Genomic DNA, 23375 nt, shown 5'->3' on the forward strand with positions numbered 1-23375 from the left:
CAATGCGTTCGGTCGCCGCCTTCACCGATACCTATCTGCCCACGGTCAACGGCGTCACCTACACGGTCCAGACCTGGCGCGACTGCTGGGGCGACCGCGGCGGCCGCATGGACGTGGTGTACCCGCGGACCGACGGCTACGCCGCCCGAGCCGGCGAGTATCCGGTCCGGAGCCTCCCCTTTCCATTCTACCCCGGATTCCGCCTCGGCGTCCCCTGGATCCCACGCCGGGTTCGCGACGTCGACGTCGTCCACGCGCACACGCCCTTCGCGGTGGGCTTGGCGGGCCTCCGCCTCGCCGCCCGACACGACCGACCGCTGGTCGCCTCGTATCACACGCCGACCGCGGAGTACGCCGACTACGTCGCGCCGAGCGAGACGGTCGAGGCGCTCGTCGAACGGGTGAGCGAGCGGTACGAACGGTGGTTCCTCGACCGGGCCGACGCCGTCGTCGCGCCGAGCGAGGCGACCGCCACCCACCTCGTCGACGAGGTCGGCGTCGCCACGCCGGTGACGGTCGTGCCGAACGGCATCGACACGGAGCGGTTCCGCCCGGTCGATCCGGCGTCCTTCCTGTCCCGCCACGACCTCGACGACGCCGGCACGCTGATCGGCTACACCGGGCGACACGGCTACGAGAAGCGCCTTGGGGACCTCGTCGACGCCGCGGCGGACCTGGAGGCGACCGTCGTCTTCGGCGGCGACGGCCCGGCCCGTGCCGACCTCGAAGCCCGCGCGGCCGAGCGGGGCGTCGACGCCCGATTCCTCGGCTTCCTGGACCGCGAGGAACTCCCCGCGTTCTACAGCGCCCTCGACGCCTTCGTCTTCCCGAGTCCGGTCGAGACACAGGGGCTCGTCGCGCTGGAGGCAAACGCCTGTGGCACGCCGGTCGTGGGGGCGGACGACGGCGCCCTCGCCAACACCGTCGTGGACGGCGAGACCGGCTATCACTTCGAGACGGGCGACGTCGCGGCGCTCCGCCGGGCGGTTCGGCGGACCCTCGACGAGCGAGACCGACTCGGGGAGACGTGTCTCGTGGTGCGGGACCGACACGCGGTCGACCGAGCGGTCGACCGCCTCGCCGAGGTCTACGACCGCGTGAGCTGATACTGTTTATTGTAAGTCAGTACCGGTGGTTCGCCGGACTGTCCTGGCGAACCACCGGTAAACAGTTACAATGATCCGTATGAGAACGGGCCGCGGTCAGTCGTCTTCGAGCGCCTGTGCGATCCGCTGGAGCTGTCGGGTGGCGTCGCGCACCTCGTCCCTGAGCTGTCGGACCTCGCGGACGAGCTCTTCGTTCCCCACCGACTCCTCCTCGCCGCGGCCGCCACCCATGCCGGGCGGGCCACCGCCGCCGCCGCCCATCCCCGGCGGACCGCCGCCCATGCCGGGCGGGCCACCACCGCCGCCGCCCATCATGCCGCTCATCATCTGTGCGAAGGGGTTGCCGCCCTCGCCGCCGCCCATCATCTCCTCGGGGTCGGGACGCTCGCCCTCCTCGCGTTCCTCGGCGCGGCGTTCGCGGATCTCCTCGACGCGCTCGCGGAAGGACTTCTCCTCGCCGTCGCCCTCGCCGCCCTCCACGTCGCCGGTTTCGCCGTCCGCAGTCTCGGACTCGTCGCCAGTGTCGTCTGCCATGCGACCGAGTTCACGAGCCATGCCGAAAAGGGTTGCCGTCTTCGGAACGATGCCGCCGCGATCGGTCGCCGGCTTCCGTCGGCCGGACGACGACCGTGTCACCGTCCAGTCGCCGTCTCACGACGCTCCCTACTCCTCGCCCCCGTCGCCGTCGTCCCCGCGCTCCCGGACGGTCATGACCGGCACGTCGGAACGCCGGAGGACCCGCTCGGTGACGCTCCCGAGGAGGCCGCGTTTCAGTCCGGTCCGACCGTGGGTCCCCATGACGACGAGGTCGACGTCGTGTTCGTCGACGTAGGTGCCGATCGCTTCGTGGGGGACGCCGACCCGAATCGCCTCGACAACGGGCACGTCCGCGGCCGACGCCCGGGCACGGACCGAGTCGAGCGGTCGTCGGTCCGACGCCTCGACCAGGTCGCGCGCCGCTTCGCGGTCCACGTCGGCGTCGATCGGACTCATCCGCACGTCGACGACGTAGAGGGCGTGCACGGTCGCCCCGTAGGTCCGTGCGATCCCGACCGCGTGGTCGGCGGCGGCCGCCGCGGCGTCGCTTCCGTCCGTGGGGACGAGCACTCGTTCGTACACGGCCGTCACTCCGACCGCAGGGGGCTTGAGTGTACGGTGTCCGCGGCGTAACGTATAGGGGCGCTTCGACCGGTGGTACGGACGATGCCCTCCACCCCCGCTGCCGACGATCCGGCGGCCGTCGAGGCGACCGACCTCCGGAAACGCTACGGCGACGAACTCGCCGTCGACGGCGTGTCGCTGTCCATCCCCGCCGGCACCGTCTACGGCTTTCTCGGCCCAAACGGGGCCGGGAAGACGACGACGATGCGGCTGTTGACCGGTCTCGCGAGGCCCACCGACGGCGAGGCCCGCGTCCGAGGGACGTCCGTCACCGACCGCCGCGGGCTGGTCTCTCACATCGGCTACCTCCCTGAGACGCCGCCGCTCCACGAGGAGTTCAGCGGGCGCGAGCAACTCGACTACGTCGCCGACCTCCGGGACATCCCGCCGTCGACGGCCGACGAGCGGATCGACGCCTACCTCGACCGCTTCGAGTTGCGTGACGACGCCGCGAAACGGATCGGCTCCTACTCCAAGGGGATGAAACGGAAGACGGCGTTCGTCCAGAGCGTCCTCCACGACCCGGACGTGCTCTTCCTGGACGAACCGACCAGCGGCCTCGATCCACGGGCGGCGCGCCGGATCCGCGAGTCGATCACCGACTTCGCCGACGACGGGACGACCGTCTTCCTCTCGACGCATATCCTCCCCGTGGTCGAGGCGGTGGCCGACACGGTGGGCGTCCTCTACGAGGGGCGACTCGTCGCCGAGGGCCCGCCGGCCGACCTGACCGACCGCGCGGCCGCCGGGGCCGTCGGGTCGGGGACCCTGGAGGACGCTTTCCTCGCCGTCACCGGTGACGACGGCGAGGGCGACGGATGAGCCACCGCCGTGACCTCCGTCACGGCCGTCGCATCGGGCGCGCGGAGTTCGTCCGCTCCGTGCGCGGATACACGCGGGATGCCCGGCGGCTCCTCGGTCTCGCCGTGGCCGTCCTGTTTTTCGGCGGCCAACTCGTCTTCGCCCTGCCGGCTGCCTACGCGCTCGGCCGGAGCGTGCGAACCGCGGCCGCGGTGCCGTATCTCGACCCCGTGGCGACCCTCCTTCCCGTCGGACTCCTGGCGCTTTCGACGCTGCGAACGATGGAGCGTCTCGGCGGCGCCGAGGCCGAGGACCTCCTCCTGACGACGGTCCAGCCGCGAGCGGTGGTGATCGGCCTCGTCGTCGCCGAAATCGGCCGTCTGACGCTCTGGTTCGGCCTTCCCATCGCGGCGCTGGTGGTGGCGTTCGCCGCCGGACTGGGCGCGCCGACGCTCCCCTTGACCGTCGGCGCCGTCTTTCTCCCCTTGCTCGCCTGTACCGCGGTCTGTGGATACGCGCTGGGGATCACGGGGCTCCGCGTCCTCCGGCGGATGCCGACGCTCAGGCGCCTGCTGAAAGCGGGCGCAGTCGTCGGGGTCGTCGGCCTCTTCGTCCTCTCGCAGGTCGCCGCTCACTCCGTCGTCGAGGGCGACGTCTCGGTCGCCACCCTCCTGGACCGCCTCTCGGTTCCCGTCCTGACCGACTACCTCACGCTCGCGTTCGTCGGCACGCCGCTTGCCGGCGGGGTGCCGCCGGCGGCCGTCGCCGTCCTCGTCGGGTTGCTCGCGGCGACGCCAGTCGGCCTCGCGGCCGCCGAGCGAAGCGCCCGCGCGCTCTGGTTCGGGGACGACGACCGCGGCTCCGCGGCGTCGGCGACGGCCGCCGGCACCCGCGGGGGGTTCGCCCCGCCGCGGCCGTTCGCCTGGCGGCCGGCAGGGCGGATCGCCTGGGGTCACCTCCTGCGTGCAGTCCGACATCCACAGGAGTTCTCGCACCTGCTCATGCTCGTCTTCCTCGCCGGGCCGGCGCTGGGGTCGCTGGTCAGCGGCCACGACGGCGGCGCCCTCGCGTCGCTGCTCGCGGGCACGGGGACGGCCGTCGGCGTCTACCTCGCGGGCGCGACGTTCGGCCTGAACCCCCTGGGTGACGACCGCCCGCAACTCCCGCTACTGCTGCTCGTCGAGACGCCGCCACGAACCCTCCTCCGTGGTCGAACCGCGGCCGGGCTCGCCGTCGGCCTGCCCGTCGCCGTCGGTCTCCCCCTCGGTACCGTCGCCCTCGGGACGCCACCGACCGTCGCCCTCGGATACGCGGCCCTCGGCCTGGTCCTCGCGCCCGCCGCCGCGGGGCTCGCCGTCGGCCTCGGCTGTGCGTATCCCATCTACGAGGCGCGGGAGCTGTGGGGTGCCGAAACGGTCGCCCCGTCGACGCTCGTGTTGCTCGGCTACTCCCTCGTCGTCCTCGGCGGGACGTCGACGTGGCTGGTGCTGGTCGGGGCCGGCCTCGCGGCCGGAGTACCCTCGCCGCTCCTCCTGGGCGGGGGCGGGGTGCTCGCCCTCCTGACGGGCGTGCCGTCGGTCCTCTCCTACCGGTACGCGCGGAACCGGTACCGCGGATACACCCTCTGAGGCCTACCGTATCGTTCAGTGGTACCATGGCCCAAAGGGTCAATAGCACCGATTACTGATATACCGACGGAAAGGCCAATGACGGAGACGATCCGGGTTCTACTCGTCGACGACTCGTCGGACCTCGCGTCGGTCGCCGCGGAGTTGCTGGCGCGCGAGGACGACCGGTTCGACGTCTCGACCGAGACGGACCCCTCGGCGGTCGTCGACCGGGTCGAGGCGGAACCCGTCGACTGTCTCGTCTGTGATTACGGCATGCCGGGGATGGACGGCCTCGACGTCCTCCGGGCGGTCCGGGAGCGGTGGCCCGACCTCCCCTTCGTCCTCTTTACCGGCAAGGGAAGCGAGGAGATAGCGAGCGAGGCCATCTCCGCGGGAGCGACCGACTACGTGCGGAAAGGGACGGCCGCCGACAACTACGCCCTACTCGCCAACCGGGTGGCACAGGCGGTGGCGAAACGCCGGAGCAGTCGGCGGGCCGCGCGGCTCGAAGCCCTCCGCGACCTCGCGCGCGACGTGAACGGGGCGCTGGTCCGAGCCGACGACCAGGCGGCCGCGGAGCGGGCGGTCTGTGACCGGCTCGTCGCGACCGATCCCTACACCGTGGCGTGGATCGGCTCGGTCGACGTCGCCGAGGGGTCGACGACGGTCCGGACGGCGGTCGGCGAGCCGGTCGACGCCGTCGACCACCGCCGCGAGCCGGTCCGTCGGGCGGCGACGACCCGCGAGCCGGCGGTCGCGACCGATCCCGACCGTTCCGACCCGGAGACGGTCGCCGCCGTCCCCCTCGACGTCGACGAGGACCGGTACGGCCTCCTCGTGGCCGGTGCGGCGGCCCCGGACGCCATCGACGGGTTCGAACTCGACTTCCTCGCGGAGCTGGGCGAGGACGTGGCGAGCGCGCTCGAACGCCTGCGCATCCGCGCGGAGCTGTCGGAGTCCGAGGCGAAGTACCGGCGACTGGTCGAACAGAACCTCGTCGGCGTCTACCTCATCCAGGACGGCGAGTTCGAGTACGTCAACCCGCGTCTCGCCGCGATGTTCGGCTACACTCAGGAGGAGTTGCTGACGGAGCTGACGCCGTCCGACGTGGTGATCGAGGCGGACCGGGAGAAACTCCGTCGGAACCTCGAACGCCGGGAGTCCGGCGACGTCGACGACCTGCGGTACACGCTCCGGGGCGAGCGGAAGGACGGCTCCGAAATCGAGTTCGAGGTCCACGGCGGGCGCATCGACTACCGAGGCGAGCCGGCGATCATGGGGACCCTCCTCGATGTGACCGAACAGCGCCGCCACCAGCGCGAACTCGAACGGTCGCGAACCGAATACCGCGAACTGTTCGAGGGGTTCCCCGACGCCGTCTTCGTCCGCGAACCCGGCGACACCTTCCGGATCGTCAGCGACATCGCCGTCGACCGACTGGGCTACGACCGCGAGGAACTCCTGTCGATGAAGCCGATCGACATCGACCCGAACCTGGATCCGGACGACGAGGACGACCGCTTCGACGCCCTCTCGGACGACGGATCGCTCCGGTTCGACACCGTCCACGAGACGAAGGCCGGCGACCGGATCCCCGTCGCGGTCAACTCCACGCTGATCCCCTACCGGGGCGACGAGGCGATCCTGTCGACCGCCCGTGATATCAGCGAGCGGGTGGCCCGCGAGGAGGAACTGCGACGGCAGCGCGACCGCATGGAGGGGATAGCGAGCGTCGTCTCACACGACCTTCGGAACCCGCTCAACGTCGCCGCCGGTCGGATCGAGGCGGTACGCAGGGCGTGTGACTGCGATCACGACGACCTCGACGGCGCGTTGGACGCGCTCGACCGCATGAACCGCCTGATCGACGACCTGCTGACGCTCACCGGCCGGCACGACGTCGACCCGTCGCCGGTGTCGCTGTCGTCGACGGTCGACCGCGCCTGGCGGAACGTGGCGACCGACGGCGCGACCCTGCGGTGCGAGGTCGACGGAACGATCCGGGCCGACGGGAGTCGCCTAGAACAGGTCTTCGAGAACCTGTTTCGTAACTCCGTCGAGCACGGCTCCTCCGAGCGGGGCGACGGCGCGACCGCCGACCCGGACCTGACGGTCACCGTCGGCGAGTTACCCGACGGGTTCTACGTCGCCGACGACGGGTCGGGCATCCCGACGGCGGACCGGGAACGGATCTTCGAGTCCGGGTACTCCACGGACCAGGGAGGGACGGGGCTCGGGCTCTCCATCGTCCAGGACGTGATCGAAGCGCACGACTGGGAGATACGGGTCACGTCCGGTTCGGAGGGCGGTGCGCGCTTCGAGATCACCGGCGTCGAAGGCGTCGAGTAGGGGTGGTCGATCAGGCCGTCTCGAACTCCTCGCCGTAGTCGCCCCCGTACCTGATGAAGAAGTACGCGAGTGCGAGCACGGAGACCAGTCCGCTCGTCAGCGCCACGACCAGGGCCTTGGCGCTGTCGGGGACGGCGGGACCGGTGGCGCCGCCACCGCCGCCTCCGCCACCGCCACCGCCGCCTCCGCCACCGCCGGAGTCGGGCATCGACCCGACGACGACGACGCCTTTCATGCCGAGCGCCCGGTGGGGCTGACAGAAGTACTTCACGACGCCCTCCTCTTCGAGCGTCTGTTCGAAGGTGGAGCCGGCTTCGGCGGTGAGTTCGCTCTCGAAGTCGCCGCCTTCCTCGGCGACGACGTTGTGCTGGCCGCCTTCGCCGTTCCACTCCCAGACGACGGTCGTCCCGGGGTCGATCTGCACGGCGGGCGGTCCGAAGGCGAAGGCCCCGCCGTTGCCCTCGGCGCCGACCGTGATCGTCACCTCGTCCTGGCCGGTCGCGTCGGCCACCTCGCTGTAGTTGCCCACGTCGCTCATCCACCCGTCGAACGACGGCTGTGCCGTCGCGGTTCCGGCGGCGGTCGCCGTCGCCGCGGCGCCCACGACGGCGGTCAGAAACCCGCGCCGCGAGGCGGAACGTTGGCTACCCATACCGGAGGGTAGCGACCCATCCTACGAAAACCTGACTATCCCGGTCGGACCCGTCGGGTTCTCGACGGCCGGGAGCGGACCCCCACGCTTACGGTGTCCTCGTGCGGACTCCTTCCCATGACGAAACGACTGCTCGTTCCGGTCGACGGCTCGGACCCCGCCGACACCGCACTCGAGTTCGCGCTGGAGGAGTATCCCGACGCCGACATCACCGCCCTCTCGGTCACCGACCCCACGGACGTGGGGTACGGGTCGGTCGAGGCGGCGCCGAGCACCTTCGAACATCTGCAACGGACCGCCGAGGAGCGGACCGAGGCGGTCCTCGAGGCGGCGCGCGAGACGGCGTCCGAACGGGGGATCGAGTTGGCGACGGAGACGGTGATCGGGATGCCCTCGCGGGCGATCGTCGAGTGGGCGGAGAACAACGAGATCGACGGCATCGTCATCGGCAGTCACGGCCGCGAGGGCGTCACACGGGTCCTGCTCGGGAGCGTCGCGGAGTCGGTCGTCCGCCGGTCGCCCGTCCCGGTGACGGTCGTCCGCTAACCTTCGGTCGAGTCCACCGCGCCGCCGCCCGGGAGGTCCCTGAACGCGACCGTGAAGTCGGTGTCGTCGAACTCCTCGACGGCCGAGTCGAGTTCGCGCTCGATGGTGTCGAGTTGCCGAACCAGCTTCTGGTACTCCTCGCTCTCGTCGAGTTCGTGGGGCGTCTTCGCCGCTTCGAGTGTCACTTTCTTCTCGACGAGCTGGAACTTGCGCTGGAGCTGATCGTCGTAGGAGTTCCGGACGACCATCCGTTCGACGGTCTCCATGATTTGTGGCTGGTCGACGGGTTTCACGAGGTAGTCGTCGATCTCCATGTCGACGATCTCGAATCCCGGATCGACCGCCGTCACCATGACGATCCGGACGTCGTACCCTCGTTCGGTCACCGCCTCGACGACCGCGTCGCCCGAGCGCCCGGGCATCCGGCGGTCGAGCAACATCACGTCGACGTCGTCGTCGAGTGTCTCCAATGCCTCGTCGCCGTCGTAGGCCGTCCGCGCCTCGGCGAACTCGTCGACCCAGTAGGCGTATAGGTCCGCCAGAGACTGCTCGTCGTCTACGATGAGCACCGTCGCGTCCGAGAGTTCGGCTGTCATGTTCGTACTCCTTGATGTCGGGGGTCACACGGTCGACCGGAGGCGGTGTCGCGAGACGCCGTCCACCCCGCCGGTTCGGACCGTCCATCGTTGCCGCAGGCCGTGGGCACGACGCCGGCGGTCGGGTGCCGGACGTTCGGTCCGCGGGTCTTCGTCATACCGGTCCGACTGGGCGTACAAGTACCTATTGGCCGAATTATCTCCGCTGATTCCGATTTCGGGGCCGCCGGCCGGCCCGGGACGGCGCTACGCATCGACGACGGTCGGGCGGACCCAGATGACGAAGTCCCCGTCGCGCTTGATCACGCCCCTGACCGCCTCGTCCTGATCACCGGGTGCGGATTCGATGTCGTTTCGGGCGACTTCGACCACTTGGTCGACTTCGTCGACGATCCAGCCGACCGACTTCCCGTCGGCCGTCCGTTCGGGGTCGAAGACGATGATCCGCTTGCGGGCCCCGTCGTCGTCGATGCCGAACACGACCTTCGGGTCGACGATGGTCGTCGTGTTTCCCCGGAGGTCCATCACGCCCTCCACGTGGCTCGCCGAATTCGGGATAACCGTGAGATCGTTCACGTCCACGATCTCGGCGACGTGGCCGATGTCGACGCAGTAGGTCTCGCTCCCGAGTTCGAACTCTAGAAGCTGTACCGTTCGCGACCGGGTCGCCGTCTCGCTCATGGGTTCGCCTCCGGCCCGTCCTGGTCGACGGCCCCGGTTCCGTCGCGTCTCTCCATACTCGTACGGTCGGGAAATCTCCCGTTAAACGTACTGGTCGAATTATCCTACGTGATAACCGTGCCGGTGTATTTATCTCGTCGCTGTGGAAAGGTCGGGCAACGAATGATCGGACAACTCCCCCCGGAAGACACCGGGTTGCGGTCGTCGGCTCCGGCGTGCGGACGGCTCGACGGAGGGGTCGGACGACGATGAGCGGCGCGAACCCACGGGCCGTCGTCGTCGACGATTCCCACTTCATGCGCACCCTGCTGTCCGACATGCTTGAGGACGGCGGGCTGACCGTCGTCGACACCGCCGCCAACGGTGCCGAGGCCGTGGCCGCCGTCCGCGACCACGGTCCCGACGTGGTGACGATGGACCTCCAGATGCCCGAAGTCGACGGACTGGAGGCCGTCGAGCGCATCATGGCCGAGCGCCCGACGCCGATCCTCATGCTGAGCGCACACACGGCCGACGGCGCCGACGTGACCTTCGAGGCGCTGGAGAAGGGCGCGGTCGACTTCTTCACCAAGCCGGGCGGCGAGGTGAGCACCCGGATGTCGGGCAAGGAAGAGCAGTTGGTCCGCAAGGTGAAAGCCGTGGCCGAGGCCGACGTCGGCGGCGGGCGATCCGGGCCGACGACGGTGTCGGGGACGACCACCGGAGCGAGCGACGACGGCGGCGTCGCCACCGCGGACCGGGAGTTCGGGGAGGGCGGCACCGTGGTCATCGCCTCCTCGACTGGCGGCCCGACAGTCGTCGAGGGCGTGGTCGGATCGCTGCCCCGGGACGCCGACCTGCGGGTGCTCGTCGTCCAGCACATGCCCGACGCGTTCACCTCGCGGTTCGCCGACCGACTCGACGCCGCGAGCGAGTACGACGTCTCCGAAGCCACCGGCGGGGATCGGATCGGAGGCGGCGAAGTGCTCGTGGCACCCGGCGGCAAACACCTCGTCGTCGCGGGGGCCGGCGGCGGCCGACTGCGCACCCGCCTGACCGAGGACCCGCCGGAACACGGCGTCCGGCCGGCCGCCGACGTGACGATGCGCTCCGCGGCCGACGCCGTCGACGAATCGCTAGTCGGCGTCGTCCTCACGGGCATGGGCGCCGACGGTGCCGCCGGCGTGCAGGCCATCCACGACGCCGGCGGCCGCGTCATCGCCCAGGACGAGGCATCCTCGGCGGTGTTCGGGATGCCCAAGCGGGCAATCGAGCGTGGCTGTGTCGACGACGTGTTGGCCGCCGGAGAGATTCCCGGCGGAATCCTCGATGCCGTCAAGCTGGAGGTTAACCCATGACAGAAGAGTACGTCCAGGCGTTCGTCCACGAGAGCGAAGAGCAGTTGACCGACCTGAACAACTCGCTGCTGGCACTGGAGTCCGATCCGGACGACCAGGAAGCGATGGACGACATCTTCCGGACCGCCCACACCCTGAAGGGGAACTTCGGGGCGATGGGCTACGACGACGCCAGCGACCTGGCCCACGCCATCGAGGACCTCCTTGACGAGCTCCGCGAGGGCGCGATGGAGGTGACTCCCGAGGTGATGGACCTGGTGTTCGCCGGCGTCGACCGACTCGAACTCGCCGTCGAATCCATCGACGAGGACGGCACCGTCGACGTCGAGACGGCGGACCTAGAGGACGACATCCGGACCGTCCTCGAGGAGGGGGCCGCCGGGAGTGGCGACGCCGGGGACGACACCGGCGGGGAAGACGATGCCGACGGCGGGGACGCCGCGGACGGGGACGCCGACCAGGTCGACACGTTCGACGTCCGCATCGAGGTCGGCGAGTCGGAGATGGAAGGCGTCGACGGGATGCTCGTCCTCGAAGCCGTCCGTGAGGAGTTCGATCTGGTGTCGACGACGCCCGGGACCGAGGCCATCGAGGACGGCGAGTACGAGGGAGGGTTCGACCTCGTCGTCGCCTCGACGACCGCCGACGAACTGCGCTCGACGCTCGACCGGGTCTCGGCCATCGAGGACGCCGAGATCGTACAGGCGGGGACCGAGACGGCCGACGACGACGGTACGGACGACGACGCGGCCGACGACGACGGTACGGACGACGACGCGGCCGACGGCGACGACGCGGACGACGACGCGGCCGACGGCGACGACGCGGACGACGACGCGGGCGACGAGGCGGCCGACGGCGACGACGCGGGCGACGAGGCGGCCGACGGCGACGCGGGAAGCGCCAACGGCTCCTCCCGCGAGATCAGTTCCGTCCGCGTCGATGTGGACCAGCTGGACGACCTGCACGGGCTGGTCGAACAGCTCGTCACCAGCCGGATCAAGCTCCGGCGTGCCGTCGACGACGGCGACGTGGGGAGCGCGACGGACACGCTCGGCGAACTCGACAAGATCACCGGCAACCTCCAGAACACGGTGATGGATATGCGGCTGATCCCGATGCGGAAGGTGATCAGCAAGTTCCCGCGCCTGGTCCGTGACCTGGCCCGCGAACAGGAGAAGGAGATCGACTTCCGGATGGAGGGACAGGACATCGAACTCGACCGGACGATCCTCACGGAGATCAGCGATCCGCTGATGCACATCCTCCGGAACGCCGTCGACCACGGCATCGAACCGCCCGCGGAGCGCGAGCGGGCGGGCAAGGACCGCGAGGGCGCCATCGAACTCCGGGCGAGTCGCGAGCGCGACCACGTCACCATCACCGTCGAGGACGACGGCCGCGGGCTGGACGTGGACGAACTCCGGGAGAAGGCCCTGGAGAAGGGCGTCCGCTCGGAGGCGGAGCTCGATTCGATGGAGGATTCGGAGGTGTACGACTTGGTCTTCCACCCCGGGTTCTCCACCGCCGACGAGGTGACGGACGTGAGCGGCCGTGGCGTCGGCATGGACGTGGTCCACAGCACGGTCAAGCAGCTCGACGGCTCGGTGAACGTCGAGAGCGAGTACGGCGAGGGGACGACCGTCACCCTCCGGCTCCCGGTAACCGTCGCCATCGTCAAGGTGCTGTTCGTCGAGGTCGGCGACGAGGAGTACGGCATCCCCATCAAGAACATCGACGAGGTGAGCCGGGTGCCCACGGTCAAGACGATCAACGAGGAGCCGATGATCGAACACGACGACGACATCTACCCGGTGGTCGACCTGGCGGACGAACTCGCCGTCCCCGGCGAGACGAAAAACGGCGACGGCATGTTGCTCCGCATCCGGAAGTCGGAGCGCCGCGCCGCGCTTCGTTGTGACGCCGTGAACAAACAGGAGGAGGTGGTCGTCAAACCGCTCGAAGGGGTCCTCAGTGGGATTCCGGGGCTCAGCGGGACGGCGGTCCTCGGCGACGGCAACATCGTCCCCATCCTCGACGTGGTGACGCTGTAAGCCGATGAGTTCGAACTCCGCGGACAGCGAGGCCTTCGAGCGCCTCCTCGCGCATCTGGAGCGACAGCTGGACTTCGAGTCTTCCTACTACAACGAGTCGTACCTGGACCGGCGGATCTCGGCGCGCATGCGGCGCCGGGACGTCGACTCCTACGACGCCTACCTGGACCTCGTGCGGTCCGACCCGGAGGAACCGACGGCGCTGCTCGACTCGCTGAGCATCAACGTGACCAGCTTCTACCGTAACCCGGAGGCCTGGGAACCGATCCGGGAGGTGCTCCGCGAGGTGACGAGCGGCCGCGGCCGGGCGACCGTCTGGAGCGCGCCCTGCTCGGACGGCCGCGAGCCCTACTCGGTCGCGATGCTCGCGCTCGACGACGACGAGGTGTCGACCCGGCGCCTGGACATCGTCGGGAGCGACATCAACGCCGACGTGCTGGAGCGGGCCCGTGAGGGGATCTATCAGACCACCAAGACCCGCGACGTGGCCGAGGAGCTCGAACCGCTCGACGACGCCGCGTCCTACGTCGACCGCGACGGCGACCAGTTCGCCGTCCGCGACGAGGTGAAAGACCTCGTCACCTTCGAACAACACGACCTGATCGCCGACGAACCGAAACGGAACGTCGACCTCGTACTCTGTCGGAACCTCCTCATCTATATCAACGCGGAATCCAAACGTGCGGTCGTGGACACCGTGCTCTCGTCGCTTCGCGACGGCGGCTACCTCGTCATCGGGATGACCGAGACGCTGCCGCGCGAGAGCCGACCGCAGGTCGAAACGGTGGACAAACGAAGACGGGTGTATCGACGGACCTGACAATGTCTCTCTACCAGCTCGAAAAGGACGAGGACGTCGACTCCCTGCTCGATCACCTCAAGCTCAGCGACTCCCCGACGATCCGGACGCGGGCCGCGGAGATACTGGGCGACGTCGTCGGCGACGAACCGCAGGCCGTCGACGCGCTGGTGAACGCCGCCCGGACGGACGACGACGAGGACGTCCGGGGGGCCGCCATCGACGCCCTCGACGCCATCGGGCCCGACGCCATCGAGCGACTGATCGCCGAGATGGCCGGCGTCGACACCGACGGTGGCGCCGACTGGGTGCGCGCCGAGGCGTTCGTCGAGACGCTGTCGGCCGACCGCCCGGAGCTCCGGATGGCGGCGGCGAACGCGCTCCGGCGCCTCGCCGACCCCGGGACGCTCCCGGCGCTGGTCGACACGCTCGACGACCCGAACCCTGGGGTGCGGGCCCGCGTGGCGCGGGCCTGCGGGAGCGTCGGCGACGAGCGGGCGGCCGACGCGTTGGCCGCACGGCTCGACGACCCCGCGAGCCGCGTGCGCCGCGAGGCGGCCGACGCCCTGGCGGCCATCGGCACCGAACGGGCCCTCTCGCCCCTGCTCGACGCCACCACGGACGAGAACGAGGAGGTGCGGTACGCGGCGGTCATGGCCCTCGGTGGCTACCAGGGGCCGGAGGCCATCGACCCGCTGATCTCGGCGCTGGACGACGACGTCGGCGTGGTTCGGCGGGCGGCGGTCTTCTCGATCATCGAACTGCTCGCGGCGGCCCCGACCGAGCAGAGCCACCGTATCCGTGAGACGGTCGTCGACCGCCTCGAATCGGCCGATCGGAGCGTCGTCAACCCGCTCGTCGAACTCCTCACGGAGAGCGACCAGCCACGCGAGCGGCGGAACGCAGCGTGGCTCCTCGGGCGCGTGGCCGACGAGACGGGCCGCGCCGACGCAGTCGAGGCCCTGGTCGACGCCCTCGACGCCGACGACGGGACGACCGCCCAGTTCGCCGCGACCAGCCTCGTCGAACTGGGCGGCCGGAGCGTCGAGGACGCGCTCCTCGACCTGCTCGAAGACGGCGAGGTGGCCGACGCCGCCCGATCGAAGGCGGTGTTCGTCCTCGGGAAGGTCGGCGGCGAACGCGCCCGCGACGAACTCGAGGCGCTGCTCGACCGGAGCGACGACGAGGAGGTCCGCAAACAGGTCTTCTCGGCGCTGTCCAAACTCGGAGGGCGACGCTGAATGAGCGAAGGGGAGCGAAAGATCGTCGACACGCGCGGGAAGTTCACGATGGTCGTCAAGGACGGCCGGGAACTGAACGACGCGGAGTGGACCGGCGGTCGCATCCTCCTCTCGAACAAGCGGCTGATCCTGGCCCGATCGGACGGTAAGCGGACGATCCCGCTGAAGCAGATTCGGAGCCTCGAAGGCCGTAACGACGTGAATCAGCTCGTCGCGAAGGTCTCCGGCTACGTCAGCCTCCAGCTTTCGACCGGCGACGTGTTGCTCGTCTCCGCCGAGGATCCCGAGTCGTTCGAGCGCATGCTCTATCGTGCGCTGCTCGACCGGACGGTCGTCCTCGCGCGCCACCCCGCGGTCGAGGGCGGCGTGGTCACGGACGTCGAGTGGGAGAAAGCGCGCCTGAAGATCGGCGAGGGTTCGGTCGACATCGCCATCGCCGACGGCTCGTTCGTCGAAATCGACCTCGACGACATCGGCTCGATGGAGGCCAACGAGCGGTCGGTCAAGGGCGAGGACCGTCGGGTGCTGGAGGTCGAACACAGTCAGGAGGGCACGAGCGTCCAGACGTACATCTCCGGCACCACCCGCCGGTGTTCGATCCTCGAGACGCTCCTGCGGAAAGGGGAGAGCCGGAGCGAGATCGGCGTCGACCTCACCGAGCGACAGAACGAGGTGTTGATGGCGCTTTACTCAGGCGTCTCACCGTTCGAGATCCCCGACTTCCTCGGGATGGACGTCGACGAGGTCGAGGAGGTGTTCGACCGCCTGATCGAACTCGAGGTGATCGAGGAGATCCGCACCCGACGGGAGGTCGCGCTCAACGCCCGCGGCCGCAACATCGCCAGCGAGGCGATGAACGACCAGTAGTCATAGGGGTTATCGTAACTGTCCATAGGTTCTCGCCGGGACGACCCGGCGAGAACCTATGATGACTTCCGATAATTCCTATCAGTTGTTGACCTCTTCGAGCCGGCTGTTCACGACGACCCGCCCCTTGGGCGTCAGTTCGGTCCCCTCGTCGCCGTCGACGACGAGTTCCTTCTCCCGGAGGCCGTTGAGGACCATCGTCGTCTGGCTCGCGTCGGCGGCGACCACCTCCAGCGGGTCGACGCCCTCGCCCGCCGAGTAGATGGCGAGCAACACCTGCACCTCCTCGTCGGAGAGCGACACGTCCGAGAGCGACTCGACGATGTCGCTGTACTCCAGCCGGAGGTAGCGGCCGAGGAGGTTCATCACCCGATCGGAGGAGAGTGCGACCACGGAGACGAGCGAGGTGGTGCGCGGCACGTGGCTGACCGACAGCGCCGGCCGCGACTCGCCGCCGAGCGTCCGGCGCTCCTTCTCGAAGTTCGTCACCGTCGCCAGGTCGATGGTGAACGAGCCGTCGCCGCTGTCGAAGCTGAGCGTCCCGTCGTTGACGGTGAGTCGCGCCTGTTTGGCCGGCGAATCGACGACCCGTCCGCCGCGCCGGGCGGGATGTTCGACCGTCACTTCCCGGCCGTTCAGGTGGGCCTTGAAGAGGACGGTGGCGAACTTCTCGATGGTGTCCCCGTCGCCCTCGACGACGGCCATCCGGCGGCCGCTGTCCGTGTTGTAGGCGATGGTGACGGTGTCGCTGAAGAACCCCCGCATCTCGGGCGGGACGTGCCCCACTGACACGTCGAACATCGCTCCCATGGGGATGGTCACCTTGTCGTCCTCGCCGGCCAGGACGAGCCGTTTGGGGCTCAGCATGATCCGGCCCCGGACCGGTTCGCTCCGGTCCATGTCCGTCAGGTAGAACCGGCCGACGAAGTCGGCGATGACGCGTTCGCTCACGCCGCCACCTCCGACGGTCGGTCACACATCCAGGAGTCCCCCCACGACGGACATGGTCAAGACGGCGACGAGACAGCCGATCCAGGTGAGCATGACGAAATGTAGGAGCGCGTTGGCCTTGTGCCCACCGTCGACGGTGCGGATGATGAGCGCGGAGAGCACGGCGTTGATCATCACGACCCCGAGTAGCAGGAACTGGATGACCGGGAGGTCGTACACCTCGGTGTGGATGAGCTGGGCGGCGCTGAACTGCGAGGAGGTGGAGAGATCGAGCGACATGCCGGCGAGGATGTCGACAATTTTGAACCCGATGAAGAAGGCGAAGGAGGAGGCCGCGGTGATCCCGTACAACAGGCCGATCATCGTGACCGTGGCCTGTTGGCGCTGTTGTCGGAGCTGGTTGACGTGGTTCATGTTCTCGCTGATGAGTTCGCCGAGCTGTTTGGGTTCGCCCCCCATCTGTCTGCCGACGAGATACATCTCGCTGAACTTCTGGATGAGGTACGAGCGCGTGTTGGCGGTGAAATACTCCCAGGCTCGGTCGGGTTCCAGCCGCATGTTCAGCCGCTTGAACAGGTCGTCGACGTCGCCGGTGAGCGGCCCGAAGTCCTTCTTCCGGAGGGTCTTGAGCACGGCCGTGGTGGTGGACTGTTTCGCCGTCTCGCTCGCCCCGAGCGCCCGGATGAAACTCGGGAACTCGTCGTCGCGGGCCTTGATCCGCTCCTCCTGGATCCGGAACACGACCCCCGGAATGGCGAGTGGCGTGACCGGGATGGCCATGTAGATGGGTCGCGGCAGGGACGCCACGGGGAGCAGGTCGGTTATTCCCGGCCCGATCCGGAACAGGTCACCCGCGACGAGGGCGATCAGCACCATCGAGAGCAGTCCGCCGGCGGCGAGGCTGGCGATCATCGACCACTCGCCGTCCGGGCGGATCTCGTCGGGGTAGTACCAGATCGGGTCGTACGGCGACATCGTCCGGATGACGAGGAAGAAGCCGATCTGGATGAACGCGTAGAGCACGATGACGGCACCGACGGTCATCGTCGGGTTCGTCCCCGTGAGGATGGGCAGGACGATGGCGAACACGAGCGCGAAGGTCATCGAGAGCACCATCGACATGTAGAGGTCCTTCATGACCTCCAAGTTGTCGAGGGTGCTCTCGTACATCGTCACGTAGTTCTGGATCATCACCTGCTGTTCGCTGAGGAGGAACTCGCTGAGTTCCTGGCCGGCGTTGACGGTGTAGGCGAGCCGTTCGAAGAAGTCCGCGAGCGGATCGCTGGGGATCTGCCGCGCCCGTCGCCGGCAGGCGTCGTCGAGGCTCTGGTTCCACGTGTCGACGAGTTCGACCACCCGGCCGACCTCGGTCGCCAGCGCGCCGTACTCCTCCTCCTCGGCCAGTTTGCGGAACACCTCCATGCGGTCGATGTTCGTCGTCGACAGCACCGTCATGTGTGTCATCATGAGGTGGTACTGGTTCTCCATCTCGACGCGCTCCTGACTGACGAGCAGTTTCGGGTAGGCGACGGCCGCCACGAGGACGAGGCCGCCGAGGAGGGGCACGGGGAGCCGCACCGACAGCGGCAACTCGACGAAGACGGCGACGGCGACGGTGCCGAGGAAAAACAGCGCCGACGGGAGCACGATGAACAGGAGGTACCGCGACAGCTCCATGTCCATCCGGTGGTAGGCGTCGACGATGGACGCGAGCGTCTCGGAGGCGGTGATCTCCGTGTCGTTCGTCGCGGCTGGTTCGGATGCCATTATCGGTGGATATCGAAGGGGAGTCCCTCGACGCCGTCACGCTGGAACGACTCGATGGCCTCGTTGACCTCGTGGTAGCCGAGGATGTTCTCCTCGATCATGCGCTCGATCAGTCGCGCCCGGAAGTCGAGGTCGTCGTAGATCTCCCGAGTGTCGGCGTAGCCGAGCAGGGTCGCGATCTGCTCTTCGAGCACGTAGGAGTTGTTCATCCCTTGGAAGACGATTTCGTCCTCGACGGGGTCCCAGCTGAACACCTGGCGGGTGACGACCCCGTCCATCTCCTTGGAGTAGCCCTCGATCTCCTGGACGCTCGTCACCCGGCGCAACACGTCGTCACCCTGCTTGACGCGGTTCTGGAACAGCGCCACGTCGGCGTTGTCCATGAACGGCTCGGGGACGTTGATCGGATCGCCGGTGAACCGCTGGATCATCGAGACGATGTCGGAGGCGTGGAAGGTCAGCATGACCGGGTGCCCGGTCTGGGCGGCCTGGAACGCCATCCGCCCCTCCTCCCCACGGACCTCGCCCACGATGATGTAGTCGGGACGGGATCGCAACGCCGCGGCGACGAGGTCGAACATGTCCACGTCCGAGTCCTCCTCGCCGCCGCCCTCGCGGGTGAGGAGCTGTTGCCACGTGTCGTGTGGCGGGAGCACCTCGGCGGTGTCCTCCGCGGTGTAGATCTTCGAGTCGCGGGGGATGAACGACATGATCGTGTTGAGCGTCGTCGTCTTCCCCGACGCCGTCTCGCCGACGACGAACACCGTCTGTTCGTTCTCCAGACAGAGCCAGAGGTAGGCGACGAGCTTCGGCGAGAGCGTCCCCCACTTGGTGATCTGGTTGATCGAGAGCGGCGTCTCGTCGCCCTGGCGGATGGTGAGGCTCGGCCCCTGGACGCTCACGTCGTCGGAGTAGATGACGTTCAGGCGGGAGCCGTCGGGGAGCGTCGAGTCGACGATGGGGTTCGAGTCCGAGACGGGGTCGCCGATGCGCTCGCCCATACTCCGGATCCAGGAGTCGAACTGCTCCGGCGTGCCGAAGTCGACGGTGGTCTCGATCAGGCCGTACGTGCCGTGGTCGACGTAACACTGGTGGGGGCCGATGACGTGGATGTCCTCGTTGGCCGGGTCGCGCATCACCGGTTCGAGCGGTCCCAGCCCGACGATGTCGCGGTTGAGCCGGTAGCGGATGTTCTCGTAGGTCTGCTCGCTGACGCGGTAGTCGCCGAGGCCGAGGAACCGTTTGAGGCGGTCGATCCAGTAGCGGAGGCCGCTCCGGTCCCGGTCGATGGTCGTCGTCTCCTGGAGCAACTCCTCGATCCGGTCGTCGTACTCCGACTCCTCCTCCGGGACGGCCTTGCTGACGCTGCGGTCCAGCAACTCGTCCCGGATCTTCCCGAACAGGCTCCGCTCCTCGCCCGAGAGGGAGGGCTCGATGGCGTAATACTTCATATCCTGACCCAGGTCGCCGTAGATGTGACAGTAGATCGGCCCCCCGATGGGATAGAGGACGTTCGGACGGCTGGTCTCGTACTCTCCCGACGGCTCGTCGATGAGTAGCGGGAACTCGCCGGTGATCTGCTTGAACTTCTTCAGGTGATCGCGGAGGTGGGGCCGCTGGGCCGCGATCTGTTTGAGTTCGTCCGATGGGGTGGCGGTTCCGAGTTCAGTCATGGTTCAGGCGACGCTCCGGCTCTCGATGACGATTCCCGTCCCGGAGCGGACGGAGTACCCGATGCTGTCTCCGACCTGCTGTCCCATGCCGGCGAACCGTTTGACCGCGATCTGACGGCGGACGTCGTTGCCGACCTCCACCATCTCCAGTTCGAGGAAGACGTCGGCGATGGAGCGGAACGGACCGATCGCCTCCTCGTCGACCGTCGACGGGTCGACGGTCAGGACGATGACCTTTCCCTGGGAGATCACGTCGCGGAAGAACCCGATGATCTCCAGGGCCGCCTGTCGCTCCTCGTTTTGCCTGACCAGCGCCTCGAACTTCGGGTCGTTGCGGAGGATGGCGTCGAACGTGTCGATCACGATCACGTCCGAGTCCCACATCGTCTCGGCGTTCATCAGGCGCTTGAGCAGTTCCTTCCGCTCGCCCTCCCCCTCGTCCGAGAGGCGACCGCCGGTGTCGAAGTCGGCGTGGAGAAAGAGGACGTTCTCGTCCAGCAGGTGATCGACCATGTCGTAGGACAGCGAGTGCATCTGGTCGATGAACCCCCGGACCGTCAGCTCCGTCGAGAGGAAGGTCACCGAGTGTCCCTCCTCGCAGAACCCGTACGTGAATCGCTGGGAGAGGGCGCTCTTGCCCGCCCCGTAGTCGCCCTCGGCGAGGACGATGCTCCCCCGTGGGATGCCGCCGCCGAGTTCCTTGTTGAGGCGGTCGTGATCCTCCAGTCCGAGCGAGAGTAAGTTCGATCCTGTCTGACTCATACGCGGAAGGCAAACACCTCCTCGTCGCCGTTGACGATGATCTTCGCGCGATGGTCGCCGCTCGACAGGTCCGCCCCGCCGATCTCGAGGCGAACGACGTTGTTCGGTCGCCACTCCTCGCCGTCGACAACCGTCACCGTGACGTTCGTGCGGTATTGGCCGTCGACCAGTATCTCGATGAACTGGCTGTCGGCGGGGATGTCCGCCGTCCCGGTGTTTTTCACCAGCAGCGTCACGGTGTTCGTGGAGTTGTTGTAGACGGGGCTGCCGGCGTCGCTGATGATCTCGATGTCCGTCCGCACCTCCTCGGAGACCTCGAGGCTCTGATCGTCGATGCTCTGGCTGAGTCGGGAGATGCCTTGGGTGAACGTTCCGGCCACGCCGGCGGCGATGACCAGACTCGCGATGAACAGGATCAGATGCGAGGCCGAAACGCTCGCCATCAGAGCACCTCCACGTCGGCCACACCCGGACCGGTGACGATCTTGACCCGGGTCGGTCGGTCGGAAAGCGACACTTCGAGGTGGAGCCGTTCGCCCGGCAGCCACAGGTCCGTCGACGCGTCGCCGTCGACGTTCCGGGCCGTGAAGTTGTCCCGGTAGTCGTTGTCCACCAGGAGGTCGACGGCCCCGACCGAAAGCCCCGTCGAGCCCTCGTTGTCGACGTCGACGATCAACGTCCCGTTGCCGGCGTCGTACGTGACGTTCGCGATGTCGAGGGCCGTGTTCTGGCGTTCGAGCGCCTCGTCGTCGACGTCCGTTCGGGCGTCGCTCACGCGTTCGAAGCCGTTGGCCGACGCCGTGTAAGCCGTCGAGAAGGCGAGGAAGATGCCGACGAACACGATGGCCGCCGACCCACTGACGCTAAAGCCCAAACGGAACACCCCCGCCGCCGCTCCAGCACTCGAAGACGATCGAATCCGCCGTCGAGCCGGTGAGCCGGCTGATGTATCGGAGGCTGGCCACGTGGTGGTCGATGGAAAGCTCCGACGGCGCCCCCGTCACCTCGTCGTCGACGTCTCCGAACCCGTCGAGGAAATCGTGTAGGTCGTCGGCCGCGTCCTCGCCGACCCACTGAATCCGCCGGTAATACTCCACGGCCCGTGCGGCGTCCGCCACGCCGCCCTCCTCGACGAGGTATTCGAGCCACTCCATCACGAGCAGGTCGCTCACGTAGCCCGGTGGCAACCCATCGAGGTAGGGCTTCGTGACCGCCGCCTCCGAGCCGTTCATCAGCGTGTTGGCGGCGAACTGGAGGTCACCGGCGCCGTCGGCGTTGGCCGCCGCCTCGGCCGCCCGCTCGGCGGCTTGCGCGTCGGCCTGGGCGGTCGGTTCGTCGTCCGGAGCGTCCGGCGACCCCGGCGCCGTCGGGGTCGGCTCCGGCTCCGGTTCGGGCTCCGCGACCGGCTCCTCGCCATCGTCCTCGCCGAAGTCCTCGTCCACGCCGCCGAAGTCGGCGTCGTCACCGAAGTCCTCGCCGACGTCGCCGAAGTCGTCGTCCACGTCACCGAAACCATCGTCCGCGTCCCCGTTCGTCGGCTCCTCGGCGAACTCCTCGTCGAAGGCGTCGTCCGCGTCCCCGTTCGTCGGCTCCTCGGCGAAGGCGTCGTCCGCGTCCCCGTTCGTCGGCTCGTCGTCCGCCCACTCGGCGTCGCCGCTCTCGTATTCGTCTTTCAGTTCCTCGAACGATTTGCCGGAGTCGTCGTCGGAGTCGTCGGAATCCTCGGCCATGGTTGTCTCGGTGGTCGGCGCGTCGTCGGTCGGTTGCTCGAAGTCGTCGTCGAAGTCGCCTTCGTCCTCGTCGAGGAAGTCGTCGTCGAAGAACTCCTCCGCGTCGGCACCGGCGATGTCGTCGTCTAGATCCTCCTCTTCCTCGTCGTCGCCATCGTCGAACAGTCCGAGGGACCCGCCGCCCCCGCCGTCGAAGCCGCCGCCACCCTGGGCGTCGTCGACGAACGGATTGACGCCACGGGTGACCATCTCGTAGATGTCGAGCAGTTTGCGAACGTTCTCCTCGACGTCCTCGACGGTGTTGCTGATCTCCTCGTTCTCGCTCCGGATGGTGCTCACCGTCGAGGAGAGGCTGGCGACCTCGTTTTCCATTTCGTCGATCCGCCCCTCGAGTTCGGCGGTCGCGGCACCGCCGTCGTCCCCCTCCTCGAACCCGAGTTCGTCGTCGAAGCTGTCGTCCCCGAACTCGTCGTCGCCGAACCCGCCGAGGTCGTCGTCCTCCTCCTCGAAGAGCATGTCGTCGTCGCCGTCGCCGTCGCTCTCGGGCGCCTCGTCGTCCCCGCCCAAGAAGCGCTCTAGGAGCTCCATCCGACACCTCCCGCGGTCCGGGCCGTCGAACCCATTCTAACGCGTAATATATTGATCTCGCGTACTTTAACCGTTCCCCTTCAGTTATCAATATTGATACGTGT

Annotated in this window: 22 protein-coding genes; 10 read left to right on the top strand and 12 right to left on the bottom strand. The window is 68.3% G+C overall.

The annotated features are described in order from the left end of the window. Window positions 1-2 precede the first annotated feature (2 nt). The gene (locus tag NO364_RS02755; protein ID WP_257628470.1) at window positions 3-1106 is read left to right on the top strand and encodes a glycosyltransferase family 4 protein; all 1104 of its coding nucleotides are present in this window, start codon (window positions 3-5) and stop codon (window positions 1104-1106) included. Between the two features lie 96 nt (window positions 1107-1202). Here the strand turns inward: NO364_RS02755 and NO364_RS02760 are convergent, their stop codons facing one another. After that, window positions 1203-1640, bottom strand: a complete 438-nt coding sequence (locus NO364_RS02760) for a hypothetical protein (RefSeq protein WP_157688780.1) — start codon at window positions 1638-1640, stop codon at window positions 1203-1205. Between the two features lie 129 nt (window positions 1641-1769). Beyond that, the gene (locus tag NO364_RS02765; RefSeq protein WP_157688779.1) at window positions 1770-2225 is read right to left on the bottom strand and encodes a universal stress protein; all 456 of its coding nucleotides are present in this window, start codon (window positions 2223-2225) and stop codon (window positions 1770-1772) included. An 84-nt stretch (window positions 2226-2309) separates the two neighbouring features. Between NO364_RS02765 and NO364_RS02770 the strand changes: the two genes are divergently transcribed. The 3 genes from NO364_RS02770 to NO364_RS02780 all read left to right on the top strand — a co-directional run bounded on the left by NO364_RS02770 (window position 2310) and on the right by NO364_RS02780 (window position 7027). Beyond that, window positions 2310-3089, top strand: coding sequence for an ABC transporter ATP-binding protein (locus NO364_RS02770; protein WP_157688778.1), 780 nt, complete (start codon window positions 2310-2312; stop codon window positions 3087-3089). Then, on the top strand, window positions 3086-4696 hold the full coding sequence (locus NO364_RS02775) for a hypothetical protein (protein WP_257628471.1): 1611 nt from the start codon (window positions 3086-3088) through the stop codon (window positions 4694-4696). Before NO364_RS02770 ends, NO364_RS02775 begins: the two co-directional genes overlap by 4 nt. A gap of 78 nt (window positions 4697-4774) precedes the next feature. Beyond that, the gene (locus NO364_RS02780) at window positions 4775-7027 is read left to right on the top strand and encodes a PAS domain S-box protein (protein WP_257628472.1); all 2253 of its coding nucleotides are present in this window, start codon (window positions 4775-4777) and stop codon (window positions 7025-7027) included. A 10-nt stretch (window positions 7028-7037) separates the two neighbouring features. Here NO364_RS02780 and NO364_RS02785 read toward each other — a convergent pair whose 3' ends face one another. Next, window positions 7038-7679, bottom strand: coding sequence for a halocyanin domain-containing protein (locus NO364_RS02785; protein WP_257628473.1), 642 nt, complete (start codon window positions 7677-7679; stop codon window positions 7038-7040). Window positions 7680-7796: 117 nt separating this feature from the next. On the opposite strand from NO364_RS02785, the gene NO364_RS02790 reads away from it, so the two are divergent. Continuing rightward, a complete protein-coding gene (locus NO364_RS02790) occupies window positions 7797-8225 on the top strand; it encodes a universal stress protein (protein WP_157688774.1) in 429 nt (142 codons plus the stop codon). Here the strand turns inward: NO364_RS02790 and NO364_RS02795 are convergent. Both NO364_RS02795 and NO364_RS02800 read right to left on the bottom strand, forming a co-directional pair. Further along, complete coding sequence (locus tag NO364_RS02795) at window positions 8222-8821, bottom strand: response regulator transcription factor (RefSeq protein WP_257628474.1); 600 nt, start codon at window positions 8819-8821, stop codon at window positions 8222-8224. The genes NO364_RS02790 and NO364_RS02795 overlap by 4 nt on opposite strands. A gap of 246 nt (window positions 8822-9067) precedes the next feature. Then, window positions 9068-9502: a chemotaxis protein CheW gene (locus NO364_RS02800; RefSeq protein ID WP_157688772.1), complete on the bottom strand. Its 435-nt coding sequence runs from the start codon at window positions 9500-9502 to the stop codon at window positions 9068-9070. 248 nt (window positions 9503-9750) lie between these two features. Between NO364_RS02800 and cheB the strand changes: the two genes are divergently transcribed. Genes cheB through NO364_RS02825 form a run of 5 tightly spaced genes read left to right on the top strand, consistent with a single transcriptional unit; the run spans window position 9751 to window position 15800 of the window. Further along, complete coding sequence (gene cheB / locus NO364_RS02805; RefSeq protein WP_157688771.1) at window positions 9751-10839, top strand: chemotaxis-specific protein-glutamate methyltransferase CheB; 1089 nt, start codon at window positions 9751-9753, stop codon at window positions 10837-10839. Continuing rightward, a complete protein-coding gene (gene cheA / locus NO364_RS02810; RefSeq protein WP_257628475.1) occupies window positions 10836-12893 on the top strand; it encodes a chemotaxis protein CheA in 2058 nt (685 codons plus the stop codon). The genes cheB and cheA overlap by 4 nt, the downstream gene beginning before the upstream one ends. Before the next feature lie 4 nt (window positions 12894-12897). Beyond that, window positions 12898-13713: a CheR family methyltransferase gene (locus NO364_RS02815; protein WP_157688769.1), complete on the top strand. Its 816-nt coding sequence runs from the start codon at window positions 12898-12900 to the stop codon at window positions 13711-13713. Between the two features lie 2 nt (window positions 13714-13715). Next, window positions 13716-14933 carry a HEAT repeat domain-containing protein gene (locus NO364_RS02820; RefSeq protein ID WP_157688768.1) on the top strand — a complete coding sequence of 406 codons (1218 nt, stop codon included), beginning with the start codon at window positions 13716-13718 and terminating at the stop codon, window positions 14931-14933. Continuing rightward, entirely contained in the window at window positions 14934-15800 is an 867-nt protein-coding gene (locus NO364_RS02825; RefSeq protein ID WP_157688767.1) for a CheF family chemotaxis protein, read from the top strand. It begins immediately after the preceding gene. Between the two features lie 81 nt (window positions 15801-15881). Here the strand turns inward: NO364_RS02825 and NO364_RS02830 are convergent, their stop codons facing one another. From NO364_RS02830 to NO364_RS02860, 7 genes are read right to left on the bottom strand one after another with little or no spacing between them, the layout of a single operon-like run. Beyond that, window positions 15882-16751, bottom strand: coding sequence for a CheF family chemotaxis protein (locus NO364_RS02830; protein WP_157688766.1), 870 nt, complete (start codon window positions 16749-16751; stop codon window positions 15882-15884). Between the two features lie 21 nt (window positions 16752-16772). Continuing rightward, window positions 16773-18518: an archaellar assembly protein FlaJ gene (flaJ, locus tag NO364_RS02835; RefSeq protein WP_257628476.1), complete on the bottom strand. Its 1746-nt coding sequence runs from the start codon at window positions 18516-18518 to the stop codon at window positions 16773-16775. Beyond that, complete coding sequence (locus tag NO364_RS02840; RefSeq protein WP_157688764.1) at window positions 18518-20191, bottom strand: type II/IV secretion system ATPase subunit; 1674 nt, start codon at window positions 20189-20191, stop codon at window positions 18518-18520. Before NO364_RS02840 ends, flaJ begins: the two co-directional genes overlap by 1 nt. A 3-nt stretch (window positions 20192-20194) precedes the next feature. Further along, a complete protein-coding gene (gene arlH / locus NO364_RS02845; RefSeq protein WP_157688763.1) occupies window positions 20195-20953 on the bottom strand; it encodes an archaellum protein ArlH in 759 nt (252 codons plus the stop codon). Beyond that, window positions 20950-21396 carry an archaellum stator protein ArlG gene (arlG, locus tag NO364_RS02850; protein ID WP_257628477.1) on the bottom strand — a complete coding sequence of 149 codons (447 nt, stop codon included), beginning with the start codon at window positions 21394-21396 and terminating at the stop codon, window positions 20950-20952. Before arlG ends, arlH begins: the two co-directional genes overlap by 4 nt. Continuing rightward, window positions 21396-21827, bottom strand: a complete 432-nt coding sequence (gene arlF / locus NO364_RS02855) for an archaellum stator protein ArlF (RefSeq protein WP_420191781.1) — start codon at window positions 21825-21827, stop codon at window positions 21396-21398. The genes arlG and arlF overlap by 1 nt, the downstream gene beginning before the upstream one ends. Beyond that, the gene (locus NO364_RS02860; protein ID WP_257628479.1) at window positions 21817-23271 is read right to left on the bottom strand and encodes a FlaD/FlaE family flagellar protein; all 1455 of its coding nucleotides are present in this window, start codon (window positions 23269-23271) and stop codon (window positions 21817-21819) included. The genes arlF and NO364_RS02860 overlap by 11 nt, the downstream gene beginning before the upstream one ends. Window positions 23272-23375: the final 104 nt, after the last annotated feature.

Origin of the sequence: Haloplanus salinarum (genome assembly GCF_024498175.1) — an archaeon.
GTDB classification, from domain to species: domain Archaea; phylum Halobacteriota; class Halobacteria; order Halobacteriales; family Haloferacaceae; genus Haloplanus; species Haloplanus salinarum.